The sequence below is a fragment of the Escherichia sp. R1 genome (assembly GCF_003000935.1).
Lineage (GTDB): Bacteria > Pseudomonadota > Gammaproteobacteria > Enterobacterales > Enterobacteriaceae > Escherichia > Escherichia coli.
The window spans coordinates 43,917-59,232 of sequence record NZ_PSRU01000004.1; the positions used below are offsets into that span (position 1 = coordinate 43,917).

A 15,316-nucleotide genomic window follows, 5' to 3' on the forward strand; every position below is an offset into this window, starting at 1 on the left:
ATGACTAATCCATATCCAGAAAGATTGTTGCAACCCCACTATATTGCCCTGCCGCTGGAGCATTTCCGGTCGTGCTGATTGGTGCTGCTTTCAGTTTAATTGTTGCATCGCGATGTTTTTGGGAATCGTTCGAACCGAGGTTTAAGTTAACACTGCTGTTGGTATCGTTAGGCTTTAAGACATTGCCGTTTGGATCCATAACCAACACACCAATGTCTGGGTTACCCATATCGATGGCACGCTCGTCAGCCTGACTTGTGTTTCCTTCAATCCTTAGAGATACCTGAATGCCATCGGTAATATTTTCACAATCGAACTGGAGGTTAATCTCTTTTTCAGTCCCTCCAACTGGAATGGTTCCTTTTTTATTTTTAAACGCCGAAGATGGGTACTCGCCGAAGGGGACATCCAATACCGTACCGGCGTCAATTTTACAGCCTTGTGTAAAGGTCAATTTTCCTGCAATACTGACCGTAGAAAGTGGATCCCTGTATGTATTTTTTTTCTTTGAGGCATACATTGTTGCAATAAGCGTATAGGGAATTTCCACCTCACCCTGAACAGGCTTTGCTATATAAAATGACAGATAGCCATTACTGCCAAATTGCCCCAGATTATTACCTTTACAGTCTTGAGAAGAGTTATTTAAATTAGGGATCTGACTATTGGCCTCCGGAACGCGGAACATCACGCTTGGACCTTGAATCATGGTCATTACTTCCAGCTCATCGGTTAACCGGTAGTATTGCTCACTGTTTATTTTTCGCGTTGCCGTAGATAAGTTACTCACGACTTTAATCAGTGTATCCTTTTCCGTTTTATAAGTATCCGGACACTCACAAATAAAATTAAAAGGCTGCCCAACACCAGTCCATGAGTAAATTAATTTTAATTCAGTACCCGCTTCATTTTTGCTGGCATCCATAATATCAATATCAAAATTGACTGGGTAATCATGAACACCTGAAGTCGATGTACAGGGTCCCCAATCTGCAGCCATAACATTATTGGCCGTAAACAACATGCTTCCAACAAAAAACAGACTTGAAATTTTCATCATATTATCTATCCCTGATCATTGGCAATTTGTTGTTACAGAAATAATACCTGACGATTTTTTCTTAATCGGCAGTTCATATTTCGCAACGCATTGTTGTGAAGTATCTTTACCCCATACGATCTTCACATCCCCTTTTTTAGGCATCCCACTGATATATAACTGCCCATCTTCACCAACAATACCGCTAATCTGTTCACTTTTATCTGAAACCAGCGTTGCAGTTGCACCAAAGGGGACGCTCACTTCATTTTGCCGAATTAATGTCATAAGAACTCGATAACCCACACGGGTATCGAAATGCGCCCGTACGACAGCTCCTCGCGTTGGCACAACTGTCTGGAATGCGCTGTTCATATCAACGCTGTCATTCAACGTTTCACTGCGAATGGACACATCATTTTCACGGTAGATGCTCAGATAAGGAACGACCGCATTACCTTGCCAGTCAACACTCACACCACTATTATTTAATACTTTCGCCCCCCGGGCACCTGGTGCTGAAACTATACCAATGGTTTCACCCAAAGGTTGGGAAAGCGAGATCCCTTCACTGTGCGCTACAATGCCACCACGCAGGCTGTAGTTAGTCTGCTGGTAGTCTTTACCATAGCTGTAACCCACGCTGATATTACCGGCGCCGCCCTGGTACGCCAAACTGGCATTACCGCTATTACCAACACCATTACTGGAATACCCTTCCTGAACGTTATAGCTAAGATTGCGATCTTCTAACAGAGTGCCATTGACGCCAAGCTGTTGTGTCGTACGACCATCCTGATCGGTTGTCACGCGGTAGTTACTCCATGCCCGACCAAACGGAATGGAAACATTAAATGACCATAACTGGTCGTTTTCATCCCATTCAGGGCTTTTATTCCAACTGTAAGCAATACTGTAATTAACACGCCCAATACGACCGTTGTACCCGGTTGCCAAAGAAAGGCGCTTACCGTCATCATTCCAGTAATCCTGCTGGGTCATATTGAAATAAACCGACCCATAGGTGCCCAATTGCTGTGTCAAATTACCCTGAATTTCACTACGCTTATGGTAACGTCCGTAATCGCTGTCAGCACCGCTACGCACATCTGTTGCTTCCTGGAAGGTATAAAAACCACTGGTAGAATACTTGTAACCCAATAAACGGAAATCTGTGCCGCTGGCAAAGCTTTTTGAATAAAGAAAGCGGTACGATTGTCCCTGATCGGTTGCATTATTATTTAATGTACTTTTTGCCTGAGTAATATCAACAGATATTGCACCAATAGAGCCAAAGTTTTTTCCCAATCCCAGAGCAAATGCGTTGTAATCCTTAGAAATTAATGCGCCACCATAGGTGGTCATACCAAACGGTAAACCATACATCGCATTAAACTGACCAAAGCGTGGGTTGGCGCTATCGTAATTACCAGCACGGTATTCACCAGCAGAAAGGCTATATTTGAGATGCCCTTCACGTTGGAAAATAGCGACTGAAGAGAATGGCTGAATAAATCTTTGTTCACTACCATCAGCCTCTTTAACAATTACGGTTAAATCACCGCTGTTCGCTGTGGGGTATAAATCGTTAATTTCAAACGCACCTGGCTGAACAAATGCTCGATAAATCACGTAACCATTTTGTTCAATACTGACTTCCGCGTTACTTTTCGCTATCCCTCGAACTACCGGAGCAAAACCACGTTGGCTGTCTGGCAACATTTCTTCATCAGAGGCCAGTAATGCTCCGCGCATCTGCACACTGTCAAAAATATCTGAAGGTGTTGCTGTATCACCCAATGTCAGTTGCGCTTTCAGCGGAACAATGGCTCGTGTTACATAGGTGCCAATATTGTCCCACTGCTTCTCGCCGTTACTATAGCTCCAGTTACTGTAATTTCGCAGACGCCATGCCCCAAGGTTAAGGCCGCTTCGCATACTTAAGTAGTAGCTATCGTTAGTCTGGCTAGTTTCGTTTTTAACCTGGTGATGATTACCATTTTCATCAATGTAGCGATTATAACTTTTTGTATCATGAGAACTGTTACTACCGCTGAAACTGTAATCAAGAAGCAACGCGGGCACACCATCGTCCCAGCGAGATTCAGGTACTGTACCGCGAGCAACCTGCTGCATTGCCGCCTGAGGAAAACTCATCACCAGCTTTTGTTCGCTAAAATCAAAATGACTGGTCGCCTGAGGGATAATTTCATTAAACGCCACACAGGCTTCTGCTGGTATAAGGTTAAGTGCTGAAAAACTGTCTACACGAACGCCCATATCGGCCAGTTGTGTCCGGCTTAAACAAGGTATGAGAAACTCCCCCATCTCCTTTCGTTGGGATTCTGTAGCCGCCTTAAACTCCAGAGTGCGCGTTTCCATTTTTTGTTCATTGACGATTAAAGAAACGCGATATGTTCCAGGCAACTGCGCGCCATGGTCAGTTTCGTACATGGAAAGGTCAACATGCTGGTTGATCCCTGCGGTATCTTCCAGAAAACGCGGATTAAATTTTCCAGCTGTCGCAGAAAAAGAGCCTGCAACCGTAAGCGCCAATACAGATAAAGAAAAGGGCAAAGAAGTGTAAGTGCGCGAAACGACCATCCATGACATTAAGTTGGTTCCCCTGAAAACTATTAATTAATTTCGCGAGTCAGATATTCACCTGAAGAGCCAAAATCATTAATTGTATTATATTTTATTTGCGAAGCACTGTTCACACCTGCAGGCAAATTGATATTCAAAGACCCTTTTGCTGGCACCATACCGGACTTTTCAATTTCGTGTCCGTTAATAAATACATCACTGAACGTGATGTTAAAAACAGTTGGATTGTCAATTTTTATCTGTTTACCGTTTCGCGTAAAACGTAGTTCTCCTGGCGAAGATTTAATATCCCCTTTTAGACCTGCTGGGCGATAAAAAAGCTTGATGCGAGTACGAACTGCAATCTGCAAGACATTTTTCCCTTCATTTTCTTCATTTTGAGAAGGAATCGCTTTGACGTTTACCCAGTAAACAGATTCACGATCCTGAGGTAAGGACGGATTCACATTTACAATACGTAAGATGTTGTTTTTTCCTGGCTCAAGTTTGAATAATGGCGGAGTAATGATGAATGGTGTTTTTTTACTACCCGTTGCATCATCAACCCATGACTGAATAAGAAATTCTTCTGATTTATTTTTGTTTTGTACGGTTAGCGATGCTTCTTTCTTATTACCGTCATAAATCACCCGAGTAGAACTAAGCCCAACCCCACTCGCTAGTGCAGACTGCGAAATTAACACCCAAAGAGTTAACGCAATGAATTTTTTTTTCATCATTCTATCCATGAACGTTGAACACAATTGGCGGAGAATTCATCTTCGCCAATTGTGAAACTAACTATTACTCGTAAGACAGATTGAAATCAACCTGAGCATTACCATAACCAGTAGTTACAGCAGCTAAAGTAGAAACGTAGTTTGCGGTGAAATAAAGAACTGTCTGACCTTTTTTCAGGTCAGTGCTGGCTTCACCACTATTCATCGCAACCAGGGTGTTGCTGTTATCATAAATACCGATACCTACGCCTTTCGCCGCGCCTGCTTCGGTGCTAACAGAGATAAGTTCAGGTTTATCGGTATCACCAACGCCACTAAAGCTGACTTTCGCCTTTTTCAAAGTGGTGATATCACAATCTTCCAGCTTGATTTCGAAAGGTTTTGATGGTGATTTATCACCGACTGCAGCAAATACAGATTTTTGCACCTGACCCAGTACAACTTCCTGATTCTGAGAATCAACTGACAGTACGCAAGCTGCATCGACGATTTCACCTGTAAATTTCACAGTGCCATCACCGGAATCCGCTGCAAATACGGAACCAGAAGTTAACGCCAGTGCTGACAAGGCAAAAACAACCTTTTTCATGAATAACTCCATTTATATAGATAAATATGCTTAATGTTGTTCACACAACGGGGCGCAGATTATACAAATGGCACTAAAAAATAAAATTATTTTTACTGAATATTAATTTTTGCAATAAGTTGAAATATGCTTCAACTTCAATCAATTACACATAAAACGCAATTTAATTACCATTTTTTTAAGAAAATATTTATATTTACATAAAGAATGTATAAACGAAAAATATTCATTTTTTTGGATGCCATTGTTCTTTTAACATGCAACCATAAAAAAAGGGAGACTTCGAAGTCTCCCTCATCGTATTTATTTCAGCAGCAACATATTTCTAAATATGTGCCTCACGCAACATTTTCTGCTCTGGCTGGCGAATGGTCGTAGAAAGCGCCAGTGACAGAATCAGCAGGGCGAAAATCACGTAGAAAGTCACATAGAATCCGCCAAACAGTGAAGCGATAATCGAACCACAAATGCTGCCGATACCGAAACCGAGGTAAATGACGCCGTAGTTTTTCGCCAGGTTATTGAGGCCGAAGAACTCACTAACCAGCGACGGGAACACAGTAATCGTGCCACCAAAGTTAAATGCCACACAGGCAATCGCTGCAAAGAACGTCACTGCATTCAATGGTGCAAACAGCAGGGCCGCCATCCCCACCAGCGCAATCACCTGACCAATGGTGATAACACGGATACGGGCGATTTTGTCAGACAGAATGCCCAGCACCAGACGACCAGAAAGGTTGGCGATGGAAATAACCGTCACAGCATTGGCTGCGGAAATTGCATCAAGATGCGCCAGACTTTGAGCGATATCTTTCGCTACACCAATCACATACAGACCACTCATGCACGCAGTCAGGAACATAACCGCTAACATCCAGTACTGCGGTTTACGCATCGACTCTGCCAGGGTGTAGTCCTTCTCCACCACACCATTGCTGGTTTTCACTTCCTGCTTCGGCGCATCTTTCATTAACGTTGCGCCAAAGACAATCATCACCAGTACAATCGCGCCCCAAATAACAAAGGTTTTTTCCAGACCCACCGTTTCGAGCAGGTGCGTGTCGATAAATTTAAAACCCAGGCTGCCCAGACCATAAGAACCGATAGCAAAAGCAGAGATAAGTCCCTTACGCTCCGGAAACCACTTCACGCAGTTAGAGAGCGTCAACAGGTAACCCGCACCATCCGCCAGACCAACCAACACACCGGCGCTTAACCACAGCATCATCAGGTTGTTGGAATGTGCTGTCAGGAAGAAACCTAATCCCAGCAAAATGCCGGAAGCCATAGTGACGCGTTTAACACCAAAACGTTCCTGCAATTTGCCCGCAACAGAAGACGAAATTGCCAGCCCCAGACTTAACAAGCCGAAAGAGAAAGCAACCTGGCTTACAGGAGCCCCCAGCTTGGCAGAAAGCGCACCGTTAAACAGACTCCAGGTATAAACCGACCCCAGAGCAAACTGGGTAATGATAGTACCGATGAGTGTCAGCCAGCGAGTACGCTGATAATTTGAAGGTGTCATGGCAGTATTCCTGCAGTAATAAAAAGGAAAAATCTCTGCTGACAACCATAACGAAGTGCGCTTTATGCCTGGGGAAAAACGGCATGAAATGCCATCAGAACGGAATGAAATGCACTAGTTCAGGAATGAATGACTCGACAATTATTCGCCAAATTTATTATTTAGTAAGTTAGTCCCCACTATCGCCACATTAGTTGTTATTTATGGGTTTCAATTGTATCTATAACGTTAAAATCTGGCGCTAACCCCCATCGTATACAGATAGTCGCTATTGTTAGTGGTATTTTCTGCCTGAGATAGCGCAGCATAGGCAGCAATATTTTGATTGAGCAACATATCAGCGCCTACGGTGACATCCAGCCAGTTGCCGTTCTGGTTTGTCGCCGTCATCCGGCTCAGGCCTGATTGCGCCTTCCAGATATTCTCGCCAAATTGCTGGTTATAGCTGATTTGCGCCCAGGGTCGAAGATCGCCAAGCCGGGAGTCAACACGCCAGCCTAAGGTACTCACGCTGGCATGCCACAACGGATCGGTCAGCGTGGTAGTACTGTCGCCAAACTCGTTATACATCGAGGTAGTTGTGCCATCGTAATGTAATGCCGCGACCGGGCCGGTTGTAACCTGCTCATATAAAGGAAAATTCCAGCCCATACTCATACTGCTGGTCACATCCACAGGGGTTTCTTCCGCCAGATTGACTTCCAGTCCCAGCGCCCTTTGGCTACTTTGAATACGTTGCGACAAAATATCGTTGTAATCAGGTTGATGATCGCTATCCCAGGTGTAACGCTCTGTGGAATGTCCGGGTTGCGTATCAACGATATATTCTTGTTGCCAGGCGTAAGCTGTGTTGAGAAAAAAGGCACTGATTACCACGCTCGCAAGCAGGCTTAGCTGCCAGCGACCACCGCTTTTTTTTATGATCATTAACACGACTCCAGGGAAGAGCCGAATTCGGCAATATTATTGTCATTGTATGAAGGATATCGGGCATAGTAGCCCTGTATTAAATATTGACTTTTTCACCGATGCGTCAAGAAAAGCGGCTGAAATTTTTACGATCGGGCACATAGCGAGGGAAAGTATGGAACGTTGCGGCTGGGTGAGTCAGGACCCGCTTTATATTGCCTACCATGATAATGAATGGGGCGTGCCTGAAACTGACAGTAAAAAACTGTTCGAAATGATCTGCCTGGAAGGGCAGCAGGCTGGATTATCGTGGATCACCGTCCTCAAAAAACGCGAAAACTATCGCGCATGCTTTCATCAGTTCGATCCGGTGAAAGTTGCCGCAATGCAGGAAGAGGATGTCGAAAGACTGGTACAGGACGCCGGGATTATCCGCCATCGTGGGAAAATTCAGGCAATTATTGGTAATGCGCGGGCGTACCTGCAAATGGAACAGAACGGCGAACCGTTTGCCGACTTTGTCTGGTCGTTTGTCAATCATCAACCACAGGTGACACAAGCCACAACGTTGAGCGAAATCCCCACATCTACACCCGCCTCCGACGCCCTATCTAAGGCACTAAAAAAACGTGGTTTTAAGTTTGTCGGTACCACAATCTGTTACTCCTTTATGCAGGCATGTGGGCTGGTGAATGATCATGTGGTTGGCTGCTGTTGCCATCCGGGAAATAAACCATGATTCGGGAAGTGCAACGTTCAGAACTCCCCGCGATCCTCCAACTGTGGCTGGAAAGTACAACCTGGGGGCATCCCTTTATAAAATCGAGTTACTGGCGTGACTGCATTCCGCTGGTGCGGGATGCGTATCTTGCCAACGCGCAAAACTGGGTCTGGGAAGAAGACGGTAAGCTTCTCGGTTTTGTCAGCATTATGGAAGGCCGATTTCTGGCAGCAATGTTTGTCGCACCGAAGGCCGTCAGGCGCGGTATTGGTAAGGCGCTGATGCAGTATGTGCAGCAGCGCCATCCCCATCTGATGCTGGAGGTTTATCAAAAAAATCAACCGGCGATAGATTTCTACCATGCGCAGGGTTTTCACATTGTCGATTGCGCATGGCAGGATGAAACCCAACTACCCACCTGGATTATGAGCTGGCCGGTGGTTCAAACGCTGTAAGTGTCAGTTCCGGACCGTTGTATTTTTCCAGCCATGCCAGCGCCGTATTACCCGCACAGCCATTCCCCAGCCGCGAGCTGGGGAGATCTTTGGTCAGCACGTTCACTGCGCCGTTTTTACAAATGCCGCCAGCGGTTAAATCCAGATCTGGCCATGCGCCTTCGTGAATACAAATCACGCCAGGTTTTATTCCCTCGCTAATGACCGCGCCGGCAAGAATTTGCCCGCGTGAGTTCCACAGCCGAACAGTATCGCCATCTTGTATGCCGCGCGTCTGGGCATCGTCAGGATGAATGGTGACAGGCTCACGATTTGCCACCGCGTACAATTCGCGCAGAGAACTGTAATTCAGCTGGCTGTGCAGACGATGCGCCGGATGAGCTGAAAGTACCTGCAACTGTTCCGGTTCGGCATTGCCCTGCCATTCGTCCGGCTCCAGCCACATTGGATGCCCCGGGCAATCCGGATAAGCGTAATCGGCAATACGCTGCGAGAAGATTTCAATCTTACCGCTGGCGGTTTTTAATGGATGCGCCTGCGGATCGCGGCGAAAATCGGCGAAGCGAATAAACCGCTCACTGTCCGGGTTTTCCGGCATCTCAATTAACTGGTTGGCTTGCCAGAACTCAGCAAATGGCGGCAATTCAACCTGCTGGCTTGCCCCGCGCTGCCGGGCAACGTTATAAAACGTTTCCAGCCATTGCAGCTCACTTTTTCCTTCCGTAAAACGTGCATAACCGCCCTTCTCCCAACGTTCACTCAAGTCGGCAAAAACATCAAAATCATTACGCGCTTCATCGCGTGGCGGCACCACTTGCTTCATCGGCACCAGATGCTGATTACTGTAATCACCGGTCATGGTGAGATCATTACGCTCAAAAGAGGTTGTCGCAGGCAGAACGATATCCGCGTGTTTCGCCGCAGCCGTCCAGAAGCATTCGGAGATCACCACCAGCTCCGGTTTTTGCCAGGCACGGATCAGGCGATTGGTATCCTGATGATGAGTAAAGTTGGCACCACCCGCCCACCAGATAAAACGAATATCCGGGAAATGTCGGTCCATACCGTTATGTTGATATGCGCCACCAGGGTTTTCCAGTGCTTCAACAATGCGGGCGACAGGGATTTTATCTACCGCATCGGTGCCACCCGGCAAGCTACCCTGCATGGAAGAGAGCACCGCAGCGCGGCGCGTGGGGTTACCACCATTGGCAAAATGGTAAGAAAGACCAAAACCGCCGCCGGGTGTGCCGATTTGCCCCAACATTGCCGCCAGCGTGACGATCATCCAGTGTTTTTGCTCACCAAACTGTTGGCGCTGCATTCCCCAGCCTGCCATCAGCATGGTTGTATTTTGGTGGAAAATAGCCGCCAGCTCGCGGATTTTCGCTGCGCCAACACCACAAATCTCTGCCGCCCATTCGGCGTTTTTCGCTATACCGTCACTCTCGCCCAGCAAATAAGAGGCGAAGACGGCATAACCTGTGGTGCAACGCGCCAGAAACGCTTCGTCGTGCCAACCATTTTCCACCAGCGTATGGGCGATCCCCAGCATCAACGCAACATCGGTGCCCATGTGTGGTGCCACCCACTCCATTTTATCGCCAAAGAAATCGATGGTTTCCGATCGCATTGGATCAATGCAGATCAGCTTTTTCCCGCTGTCACGCAGTGCGGAAAAGTAAGAAAGCCCCTGCTCATCGGATGCATTCCACGCAATTTTCAGCGTATTGAGTGGGTTAGCACTCCACAGCACCACGACATCGCTATGTTCCAGCACCAGCGGCCAACTGGTTTGCTGTTGATAAACTTCGCTGCCACCCACGACATACGGCATGATCGCCTGTGCCGCGCCGGTCGAATAATCCCCCAGATGCCCAGTATAACCGCCTGCCAGCGCCATATAGCGTTGTAATAATGTCGAGGCCTTATGCAGCACGCCGTTTGAACGCCAGCCGTAGGAACCAGCAAAAATCGATGCCGGGCCATAAGCCTCACGAATGCGTTTATGTTGATGGTGAATAAGCTCCAGCGCCTCATCCCAACTCACGCGAACAAATTCATCCTGCCCACGAATGCCTTGCGGATTTTCCGGTGACGCAAGAAAGCCTTTGCGCACCATTGGAAATCGCACCCGCGTATTGCTGTGAACCTGGTCGCGAACCGCGCTCTGCAAGGAGTTTTCCATTCCTGTGGCTAACGCGCCACGCGAGCTAAACACGGTTTCGCCGTCGGTTTCAACCAGCATAGGCCCCCAGTGGGCGGCAGTCAGAACGGAATATCGTGAGGATGAGTTGGCCAAACCGAAGACTCCTGAAAGGTTAGATGTATTGAGCAGTTAAATATTACTTACAAATTTCCGAGTATTCCCAGGAATAATCTTCATGCTCACGCGGCATAATCTCCCGCCACGGAACCCGTGGCAAAGAATAAAAAGGTTATTAAGGATTAACAATGAAGAAACGTGTTTATCTTATTGCCGCCGTAGTGAGTGGCGCTCTGGCGGTATCTGGCTGTACAACTAACCCTTACACCGGCGAACGCGAAGCAGGTAAATCTGCTATCGGCGCAGGTCTGGGCTCTCTCGTTGGCGCGGGTATTGGTGCGCTCTCTTCTTCGAAGAAAGATCGCGGTAAAGGCGCGCTCATTGGCGCAGCAGCAGGCGCAGCTCTGGGCGGCGGCGTTGGTTATTACATGGATGTGCAGGAAGCGAAGCTGCGTGACAAAATGCGCGGCACTGGTGTTAGCGTAACCCGCAGCGGGGATAACATTATCCTCAATATGCCGAACAATGTGACCTTCGACAGCAGCAGCGCAACCCTGAAACCGGCGGGCGCTAACACCCTGACCGGCGTGGCAATGGTACTGAAAGAGTATCCGAAAACGGCGGTTAACGTGATTGGTTATACCGACAGCACGGGGAGTCACGACCTGAACATGCGTCTCTCCCAGCAGCGTGCGGATTCCGTTGCCAGCGCGTTGATCACCCAGGGCGTGGACGCCAGCCGCATCCGTACTCAAGGCCTTGGCCCGGCTAACCCAATCGCCAGCAACAGCACCTCTGAAGGTAAGGCGCAAAACCGCCGTGTAGAAATTACCTTAAGCCCACTGTAATCCCTTTCATGTCAGGTGATGCAGAAATCACCTGGCATTCTTCAGTTTTCCTTCATCATATTTCAGGCTAAGGTGATCGCCTTATCAGTGAATGGAGAGAAGCATGAAGCCGTCCGTTATCCTCTACAAAGCCTTACCTGATGATTTACTGCAACGCCTGCAAGAACATTTCACCGTTCACCAGGTGGCAAACCTCCGCCCACAAACCGTCGAACAAAATGCAGCAATTTTTGCCGAAGCTGAAGGCTTGCTGGGTTCAAACGAGAATGTTGATGCCGCATTGCTGGAAAAAATGCCGAAACTGCGTGCCACATCAACGATCTCCGTCGGCTATGACAATTTTGATGTCGATGCGCTTACCGCCCGAAAAATTCTGCTGATGCACACACCAACCGTATTAACAGAAACCGTCGCCGATACGCTGATGGCGCTGGTGTTGTCTACCGCTCGTCGGGTTGTGGAGGTAGCAGAACGGGTAAAAGCAGGCGAATGGACCGCGAGCATAGGCCCGGACTGGTACGGCACTGACGTTCACCATAAAACACTGGGCATTGTCGGGATGGGACGGATCGGCATGGCGCTGGCACAACGTGCGCACTTTGGCTTCAACATGCCCATCCTCTATAACGCACGTCGCCACCATAAAGAAGCAGAAGAACGCTTCAACGCCCGCTACTGCGATTTGGATACTCTGTTACAAGAGTCAGATTTCGTTTGCCTGATCCTGCCGTTAACGGATGAGACGCATCATCTGTTTGGCGCAGAACAATTCGCCAAAATGAAATCCTCCGCCATTTTCATTAATGCCGGACGTGGCCCGGTGGTTGATGAAAATGCACTGATTGCTGCATTGCAGAAAGGGGAAATTCACGCCGCCGGGCTGGATGTCTTCGAACAAGAGCCACTTTCCGTAGATTCGCCGTTGCTCTCAATGGCCAACGTCGTCGCAGTACCGCATATTGGATCTGCCACCCATGAGACGCGTTATGGCATGGCCGCCTGTGCCGTGGATAATTTGATTGATGCGTTACAAGGAAAGGTTGAGAAGAACTGTGTGAATCCGCACGTCGCGGACTAAGCCGCGACTGCGTGGAGTAAAGCCCGATAATCGCTCGGGCTTTTACTCTTTATTGGGTTGCAGTAACTGCTGTAGTCCAGGCCTGATTAAACGCCTGATGTTGTGCCGGTAATGGCGCAATCAGTTTGTTATATTCACTTGCCTGCTGTGAAGTCGGGAACTGGATGCCATTTGCGACAAAGCTCACCTGAGTACCTTGCTGAGCAATGTAGTCTCCAACCATCACCAGTTGTTGCGTGAAAGTTTGTGCCGCCGGAATCAACGGTTGCAATGCATCAGCTGGCGTCGTTACCACTTTGGTGAATGCCTGATCAAAAACCGGTTTCAGGTCATCACTCTGTTTTAACGCAGAGTGTGCAGCATCGGCCTGCAACTTCGCATTTTGCAGCTGTTGCGCCAGCACACCCAGCGAACCGTTCATTTCACGCAGCGGACCGCTTTGCGTAACGTAATCCTGCGGTACGCGAATTGCGTTAACGCTGTCTACAACCGGGCGCAGACCGGAATCCATCGCCTGATTCACCTGCTGAGAATAACCATACAGAATCGCGTAATCAGAGACAAAAGGACCAAACTGTTTTTTCTGATCGGCAGTCAGGGTTGGTAGACGTTCACCGCTACGCATCACTGTATTCTGCAGGAAGTCGATAAACGCTTTACGCTGATCGCCTTCTTTATCAAAACACCCACTCAGGCTAACTACCATTAATAACGCCGCAAGAGGCGCAAACCAGCGAGAGCAGGACTTTCCTGTCGCCATTTTCTTACTCCTTTCACCCAAAAAAAGCGCACAACGACACACGCGTGTCTGACGTGACAAGGATAGTCCAGGACAGGCTTGCAGGATACCCTTTCTACGTAATCTTCCTGGTAAAATCATGGAGAAAATGAAACAAGGTTAATTTGTTGTTTCATTGTTAAAAAATGATATTGCCGTTGCTTTTTTTGTAGCCAGAGATTTACGCCTTCGCAGAACGTTAGATTTTCGAAATCTTTACAAACCGGGAGTGGTAAGAGATATATCGGCATTTATCAGATCGTTAGGTGGCTATAAGTCACGCTAAATGACTGGCTGAATCGAATCATAGTCAGAGTATGCCCTGACAACACCCCGCTGTGTCTGTTTTTCCCGACTATTCTTAATGAGCTTCGATGCAATTCACGATCCCGCAGTGTGATTTGAGGAGTTTTCAATGGAATATAAAGATCCAATGCATGAGCTGTTGAGCAGCCTGGAACAGATTGTTTTTAAAGATGAAACGCAGAAAATTACCCTGACGCACAGAACAACATCCTGTACCGAAATTGAGCAGTTACGAAAAGGGACAGGATTAAAAATCGATGATTTTGCCCGGGTTTTGGGCGTATCAGTCGCCATGGTAAAGGAATGGGAATCCAGACGCGTGAAGCCTTCAAGTGCCGAACTAAAATTGATGCGTTTGATTCAAGCCAACCCGGCATTAAGTAAGCAGTTGATGGAATAGACTTTTATCCACTTTATTGCTGTTTACGGTCCTGATAACAGGACCGTTTTCCAACCGATTAATCATAAATATGAAAAATAATTGTTGCATCACCCGCCAATGCGTGGCTTAATGCACATCAACGGTTTGACGTACAGACCATTAAAGCAGTGTAGTAAGGCAAGTCCCTTCAAGAGTTATCGTTGATACCCCTCGTAGTGCACATTCCTTTAACGCTTCAAAATCTGTAAAGCACGCCATATCGCCGAAAGGCACACTTAATTATTAAAGGTAATACACTATGTCCGGTAAAATGACTGGTATCGTAAAATGGTTCAACGCTGACAAAGGCTTCGGCTTCATCACTCCTGACGATGGCTCTAAAGACGTGTTCGTACACTTCTCTGCTATCCAGAACGATGGTTACAAATCTCTGGACGAAGGTCAGAAAGTGTCCTTCACCATCGAAAGCGGCGCTAAAGGCCCGGCAGCTGGTAACGTAACCAGCCTGTAATCTCTGCTTAAAAGCACAGAATCTAAGATCCCTGCCATTTGGCGGGGATTTTTTTATTTGTTTTTCAGGAAATAAATAATCGATCACGTAATAAAATCTATTATTATTTTTGTGAAGAATAAATTTGGGTGCAATGAGAATGCGCAACACCGTAAGAAAGGCGGGAATAATTTCCCGCCGAAGACGCTTACTCTTTCAATTTGCAGGCTAAAAACGCCGCCAGCTCATAACTCTCCTGTTTAATATGCAATTCACACAGTGAATCTCTTATCATCCAGGTGAAAAATAAAAGCGTGAAACAAATCACTATTAAAGAAAGTAATCTATATTTCTGCGGCATTCCCAGCCCCCTGTGTTGATTTCCAACGAGTAAGAGGCTAACCTTATGGTGTCTATGCATAGAGGGGCCTCACTTTGATTTATAGTCAGGTGGGGCTTTTCTCTGTCTGCCTTTCGGTGAATACCTGAGACAAACAGTCTCAAGCACCCGTGGCTATTCTAGCTTAATAAGTTCGTTTCTTCTCCTTGATATAATCCTAAAAAAATCTCATAAAATTAATATATGAGATAATCTTTATTC

At 47.1% G+C, this 15,316-nt stretch carries 16 protein-coding genes; 7 read left to right on the forward strand and 9 right to left on the reverse strand.

Going from position 1 to position 15,316, the window contains the following annotated elements; genetic code table 11:
- Positions 1-4: 4 nt before the first annotated feature.
- The 6 genes from C4F37_RS06235 to C4F37_RS06265 all read right to left on the reverse strand — a co-directional run bounded on the left by C4F37_RS06235 (position 5) and on the right by C4F37_RS06265 (position 7,409).
- Complete coding sequence (locus C4F37_RS06235; protein WP_001540033.1) at positions 5-1,060, reverse strand: fimbrial protein; 1,056 nt, start codon at positions 1,058-1,060, stop codon at positions 5-7.
- Positions 1,061-1,075: 15 nt separating this feature from the next.
- On the reverse strand, positions 1,076-3,652 hold the full coding sequence (gene lpfC / locus C4F37_RS06240) for an outer membrane usher protein LpfC (protein ID WP_001540035.1): 2,577 nt from the start codon (positions 3,650-3,652) through the stop codon (positions 1,076-1,078).
- A gap of 23 nt (positions 3,653-3,675) precedes the next feature.
- A complete protein-coding gene (lpfB, locus tag C4F37_RS06245; RefSeq protein WP_001557136.1) occupies positions 3,676-4,362 on the reverse strand; it encodes a long polar fimbrial biogenesis chaperone LpfB in 687 nt (228 codons plus the stop codon).
- 67 nt (positions 4,363-4,429) lie between these two features.
- Positions 4,430-4,954, reverse strand: a complete 525-nt coding sequence (lpfA, locus tag C4F37_RS06250) for a long polar fimbrial major subunit LpfA (RefSeq protein ID WP_001540038.1) — start codon at positions 4,952-4,954, stop codon at positions 4,430-4,432.
- Between the two features lie 325 nt (positions 4,955-5,279).
- Positions 5,280-6,482: an L-lactate MFS transporter gene (locus C4F37_RS06255; RefSeq protein WP_000189047.1), complete on the reverse strand. Its 1,203-nt coding sequence runs from the start codon at positions 6,480-6,482 to the stop codon at positions 5,280-5,282.
- Positions 6,483-6,710: 228 nt separating this feature from the next.
- Positions 6,711-7,409, reverse strand: coding sequence for an autotransporter outer membrane beta-barrel domain-containing protein (locus tag C4F37_RS06265; RefSeq protein WP_000584472.1), 699 nt, complete (start codon positions 7,407-7,409; stop codon positions 6,711-6,713).
- Between the two features lie 157 nt (positions 7,410-7,566).
- Between C4F37_RS06265 and tag the strand changes: the two genes are divergently transcribed.
- Both tag and C4F37_RS06275 read left to right on the forward strand, forming a co-directional pair.
- Positions 7,567-8,130 (forward strand): DNA-3-methyladenine glycosylase I, encoded by a 564-nt coding sequence (gene tag, locus C4F37_RS06270; protein WP_000438947.1) that lies wholly within the window; start codon positions 7,567-7,569, stop codon positions 8,128-8,130.
- Positions 8,127-8,567: an N-acetyltransferase gene (locus tag C4F37_RS06275; RefSeq protein ID WP_000617662.1), complete on the forward strand. Its 441-nt coding sequence runs from the start codon at positions 8,127-8,129 to the stop codon at positions 8,565-8,567. Before tag ends, C4F37_RS06275 begins: the two co-directional genes overlap by 4 nt.
- Here C4F37_RS06275 and bisC read toward each other — a convergent pair.
- The gene (bisC, locus tag C4F37_RS06280; RefSeq protein ID WP_001540040.1) at positions 8,536-10,869 is read right to left on the reverse strand and encodes a biotin sulfoxide reductase; all 2,334 of its coding nucleotides are present in this window, start codon (positions 10,867-10,869) and stop codon (positions 8,536-8,538) included. The two genes, C4F37_RS06275 and bisC, sit on opposite strands and share 32 nt — an antisense overlap.
- A gap of 152 nt (positions 10,870-11,021) precedes the next feature.
- On the opposite strand from bisC, the gene C4F37_RS06285 reads away from it, so the two are divergent.
- Positions 11,022-11,681, forward strand: a complete 660-nt coding sequence (locus C4F37_RS06285; RefSeq protein ID WP_000747632.1) for an OmpA family lipoprotein — start codon at positions 11,022-11,024, stop codon at positions 11,679-11,681.
- A gap of 103 nt (positions 11,682-11,784) precedes the next feature.
- Positions 11,785-12,759: a glyoxylate/hydroxypyruvate reductase GhrB gene (gene ghrB, locus C4F37_RS06290; RefSeq protein WP_001557137.1), complete on the forward strand. Its 975-nt coding sequence runs from the start codon at positions 11,785-11,787 to the stop codon at positions 12,757-12,759.
- A 49-nt stretch (positions 12,760-12,808) separates the two neighbouring features.
- Here the strand turns inward: ghrB and C4F37_RS06295 are convergent, their stop codons facing one another.
- Positions 12,809-13,519 (reverse strand): DUF3053 domain-containing protein, encoded by a 711-nt coding sequence (locus C4F37_RS06295; protein WP_000190516.1) that lies wholly within the window; start codon positions 13,517-13,519, stop codon positions 12,809-12,811.
- A gap of 433 nt (positions 13,520-13,952) precedes the next feature.
- On the opposite strand from C4F37_RS06295, the gene C4F37_RS06300 reads away from it, so the two are divergent.
- The 3 genes from C4F37_RS06300 to C4F37_RS27725 all read left to right on the forward strand — a co-directional run bounded on the left by C4F37_RS06300 (position 13,953) and on the right by C4F37_RS27725 (position 14,947).
- Positions 13,953-14,243 (forward strand): HTH-type transcriptional regulator, encoded by a 291-nt coding sequence (locus tag C4F37_RS06300; protein ID WP_000455798.1) that lies wholly within the window; start codon positions 13,953-13,955, stop codon positions 14,241-14,243.
- Between the two features lie 280 nt (positions 14,244-14,523).
- Positions 14,524-14,736: a transcription antiterminator/RNA stability regulator CspE gene (gene cspE / locus C4F37_RS06305; RefSeq protein ID WP_000014594.1), complete on the forward strand. Its 213-nt coding sequence runs from the start codon at positions 14,524-14,526 to the stop codon at positions 14,734-14,736.
- Between the two features lie 139 nt (positions 14,737-14,875).
- Positions 14,876-14,947, forward strand: a complete 72-nt coding sequence (locus tag C4F37_RS27725; RefSeq protein ID WP_212734239.1) for a hypothetical protein — start codon at positions 14,876-14,878, stop codon at positions 14,945-14,947.
- Here C4F37_RS27725 and hokA read toward each other — a convergent pair.
- Positions 14,924-15,076, reverse strand: coding sequence for a type I toxin-antitoxin system toxin HokA (gene hokA / locus C4F37_RS06310; RefSeq protein WP_001135732.1), 153 nt, complete (start codon positions 15,074-15,076; stop codon positions 14,924-14,926). The genes C4F37_RS27725 and hokA overlap by 24 nt on opposite strands.
- Positions 15,077-15,316: the final 240 nt, after the last annotated feature.

Bases quoted from the DNA above. Each gene is read 5' to 3' on its own strand.
- C4F37_RS06300 (WP_000455798.1), top strand. From the start codon at position 13,953: ATGGAATATAAAGATCCAATGCATGAGCTGTTGAGCAGCCTGGAACAG.
- lpfC (WP_001540035.1), bottom strand. From the start codon at position 3,652: ATGTCATGGATGGTCGTTTCGCGCACTTACACTTCTTTGCCCTTTTCT.
- C4F37_RS06275 (WP_000617662.1), top strand. From the start codon at position 8,127: ATGATTCGGGAAGTGCAACGTTCAGAACTCCCCGCGATCCTCCAACTG.
- ghrB (WP_001557137.1), top strand. From the start codon at position 11,785: ATGAAGCCGTCCGTTATCCTCTACAAAGCCTTACCTGATGATTTACTG.
- C4F37_RS06265 (WP_000584472.1), bottom strand. From the start codon at position 7,409: ATGATCATAAAAAAAAGCGGTGGTCGCTGGCAGCTAAGCCTGCTTGCG.
- lpfB (WP_001557136.1), bottom strand. From the start codon at position 4,362: ATGAAAAAAAAATTCATTGCGTTAACTCTTTGGGTGTTAATTTCGCAG.
- C4F37_RS06235 (WP_001540033.1), bottom strand. From the start codon at position 1,060: ATGATGAAAATTTCAAGTCTGTTTTTTGTTGGAAGCATGTTGTTTACG.
- C4F37_RS06285 (WP_000747632.1), top strand. From the start codon at position 11,022: ATGAAGAAACGTGTTTATCTTATTGCCGCCGTAGTGAGTGGCGCTCTG.
- C4F37_RS06255 (WP_000189047.1), bottom strand. From the start codon at position 6,482: ATGACACCTTCAAATTATCAGCGTACTCGCTGGCTGACACTCATCGGT.
- lpfA (WP_001540038.1), bottom strand. From the start codon at position 4,954: ATGAAAAAGGTTGTTTTTGCCTTGTCAGCACTGGCGTTAACTTCTGGT.
- cspE (WP_000014594.1), top strand. From the start codon at position 14,524: ATGTCCGGTAAAATGACTGGTATCGTAAAATGGTTCAACGCTGACAAA.
- C4F37_RS06295 (WP_000190516.1), bottom strand. From the start codon at position 13,519: ATGGCGACAGGAAAGTCCTGCTCTCGCTGGTTTGCGCCTCTTGCGGCG.
- tag (WP_000438947.1), top strand. From the start codon at position 7,567: ATGGAACGTTGCGGCTGGGTGAGTCAGGACCCGCTTTATATTGCCTAC.
- hokA (WP_001135732.1), bottom strand. From the start codon at position 15,076: ATGCCGCAGAAATATAGATTACTTTCTTTAATAGTGATTTGTTTCACG.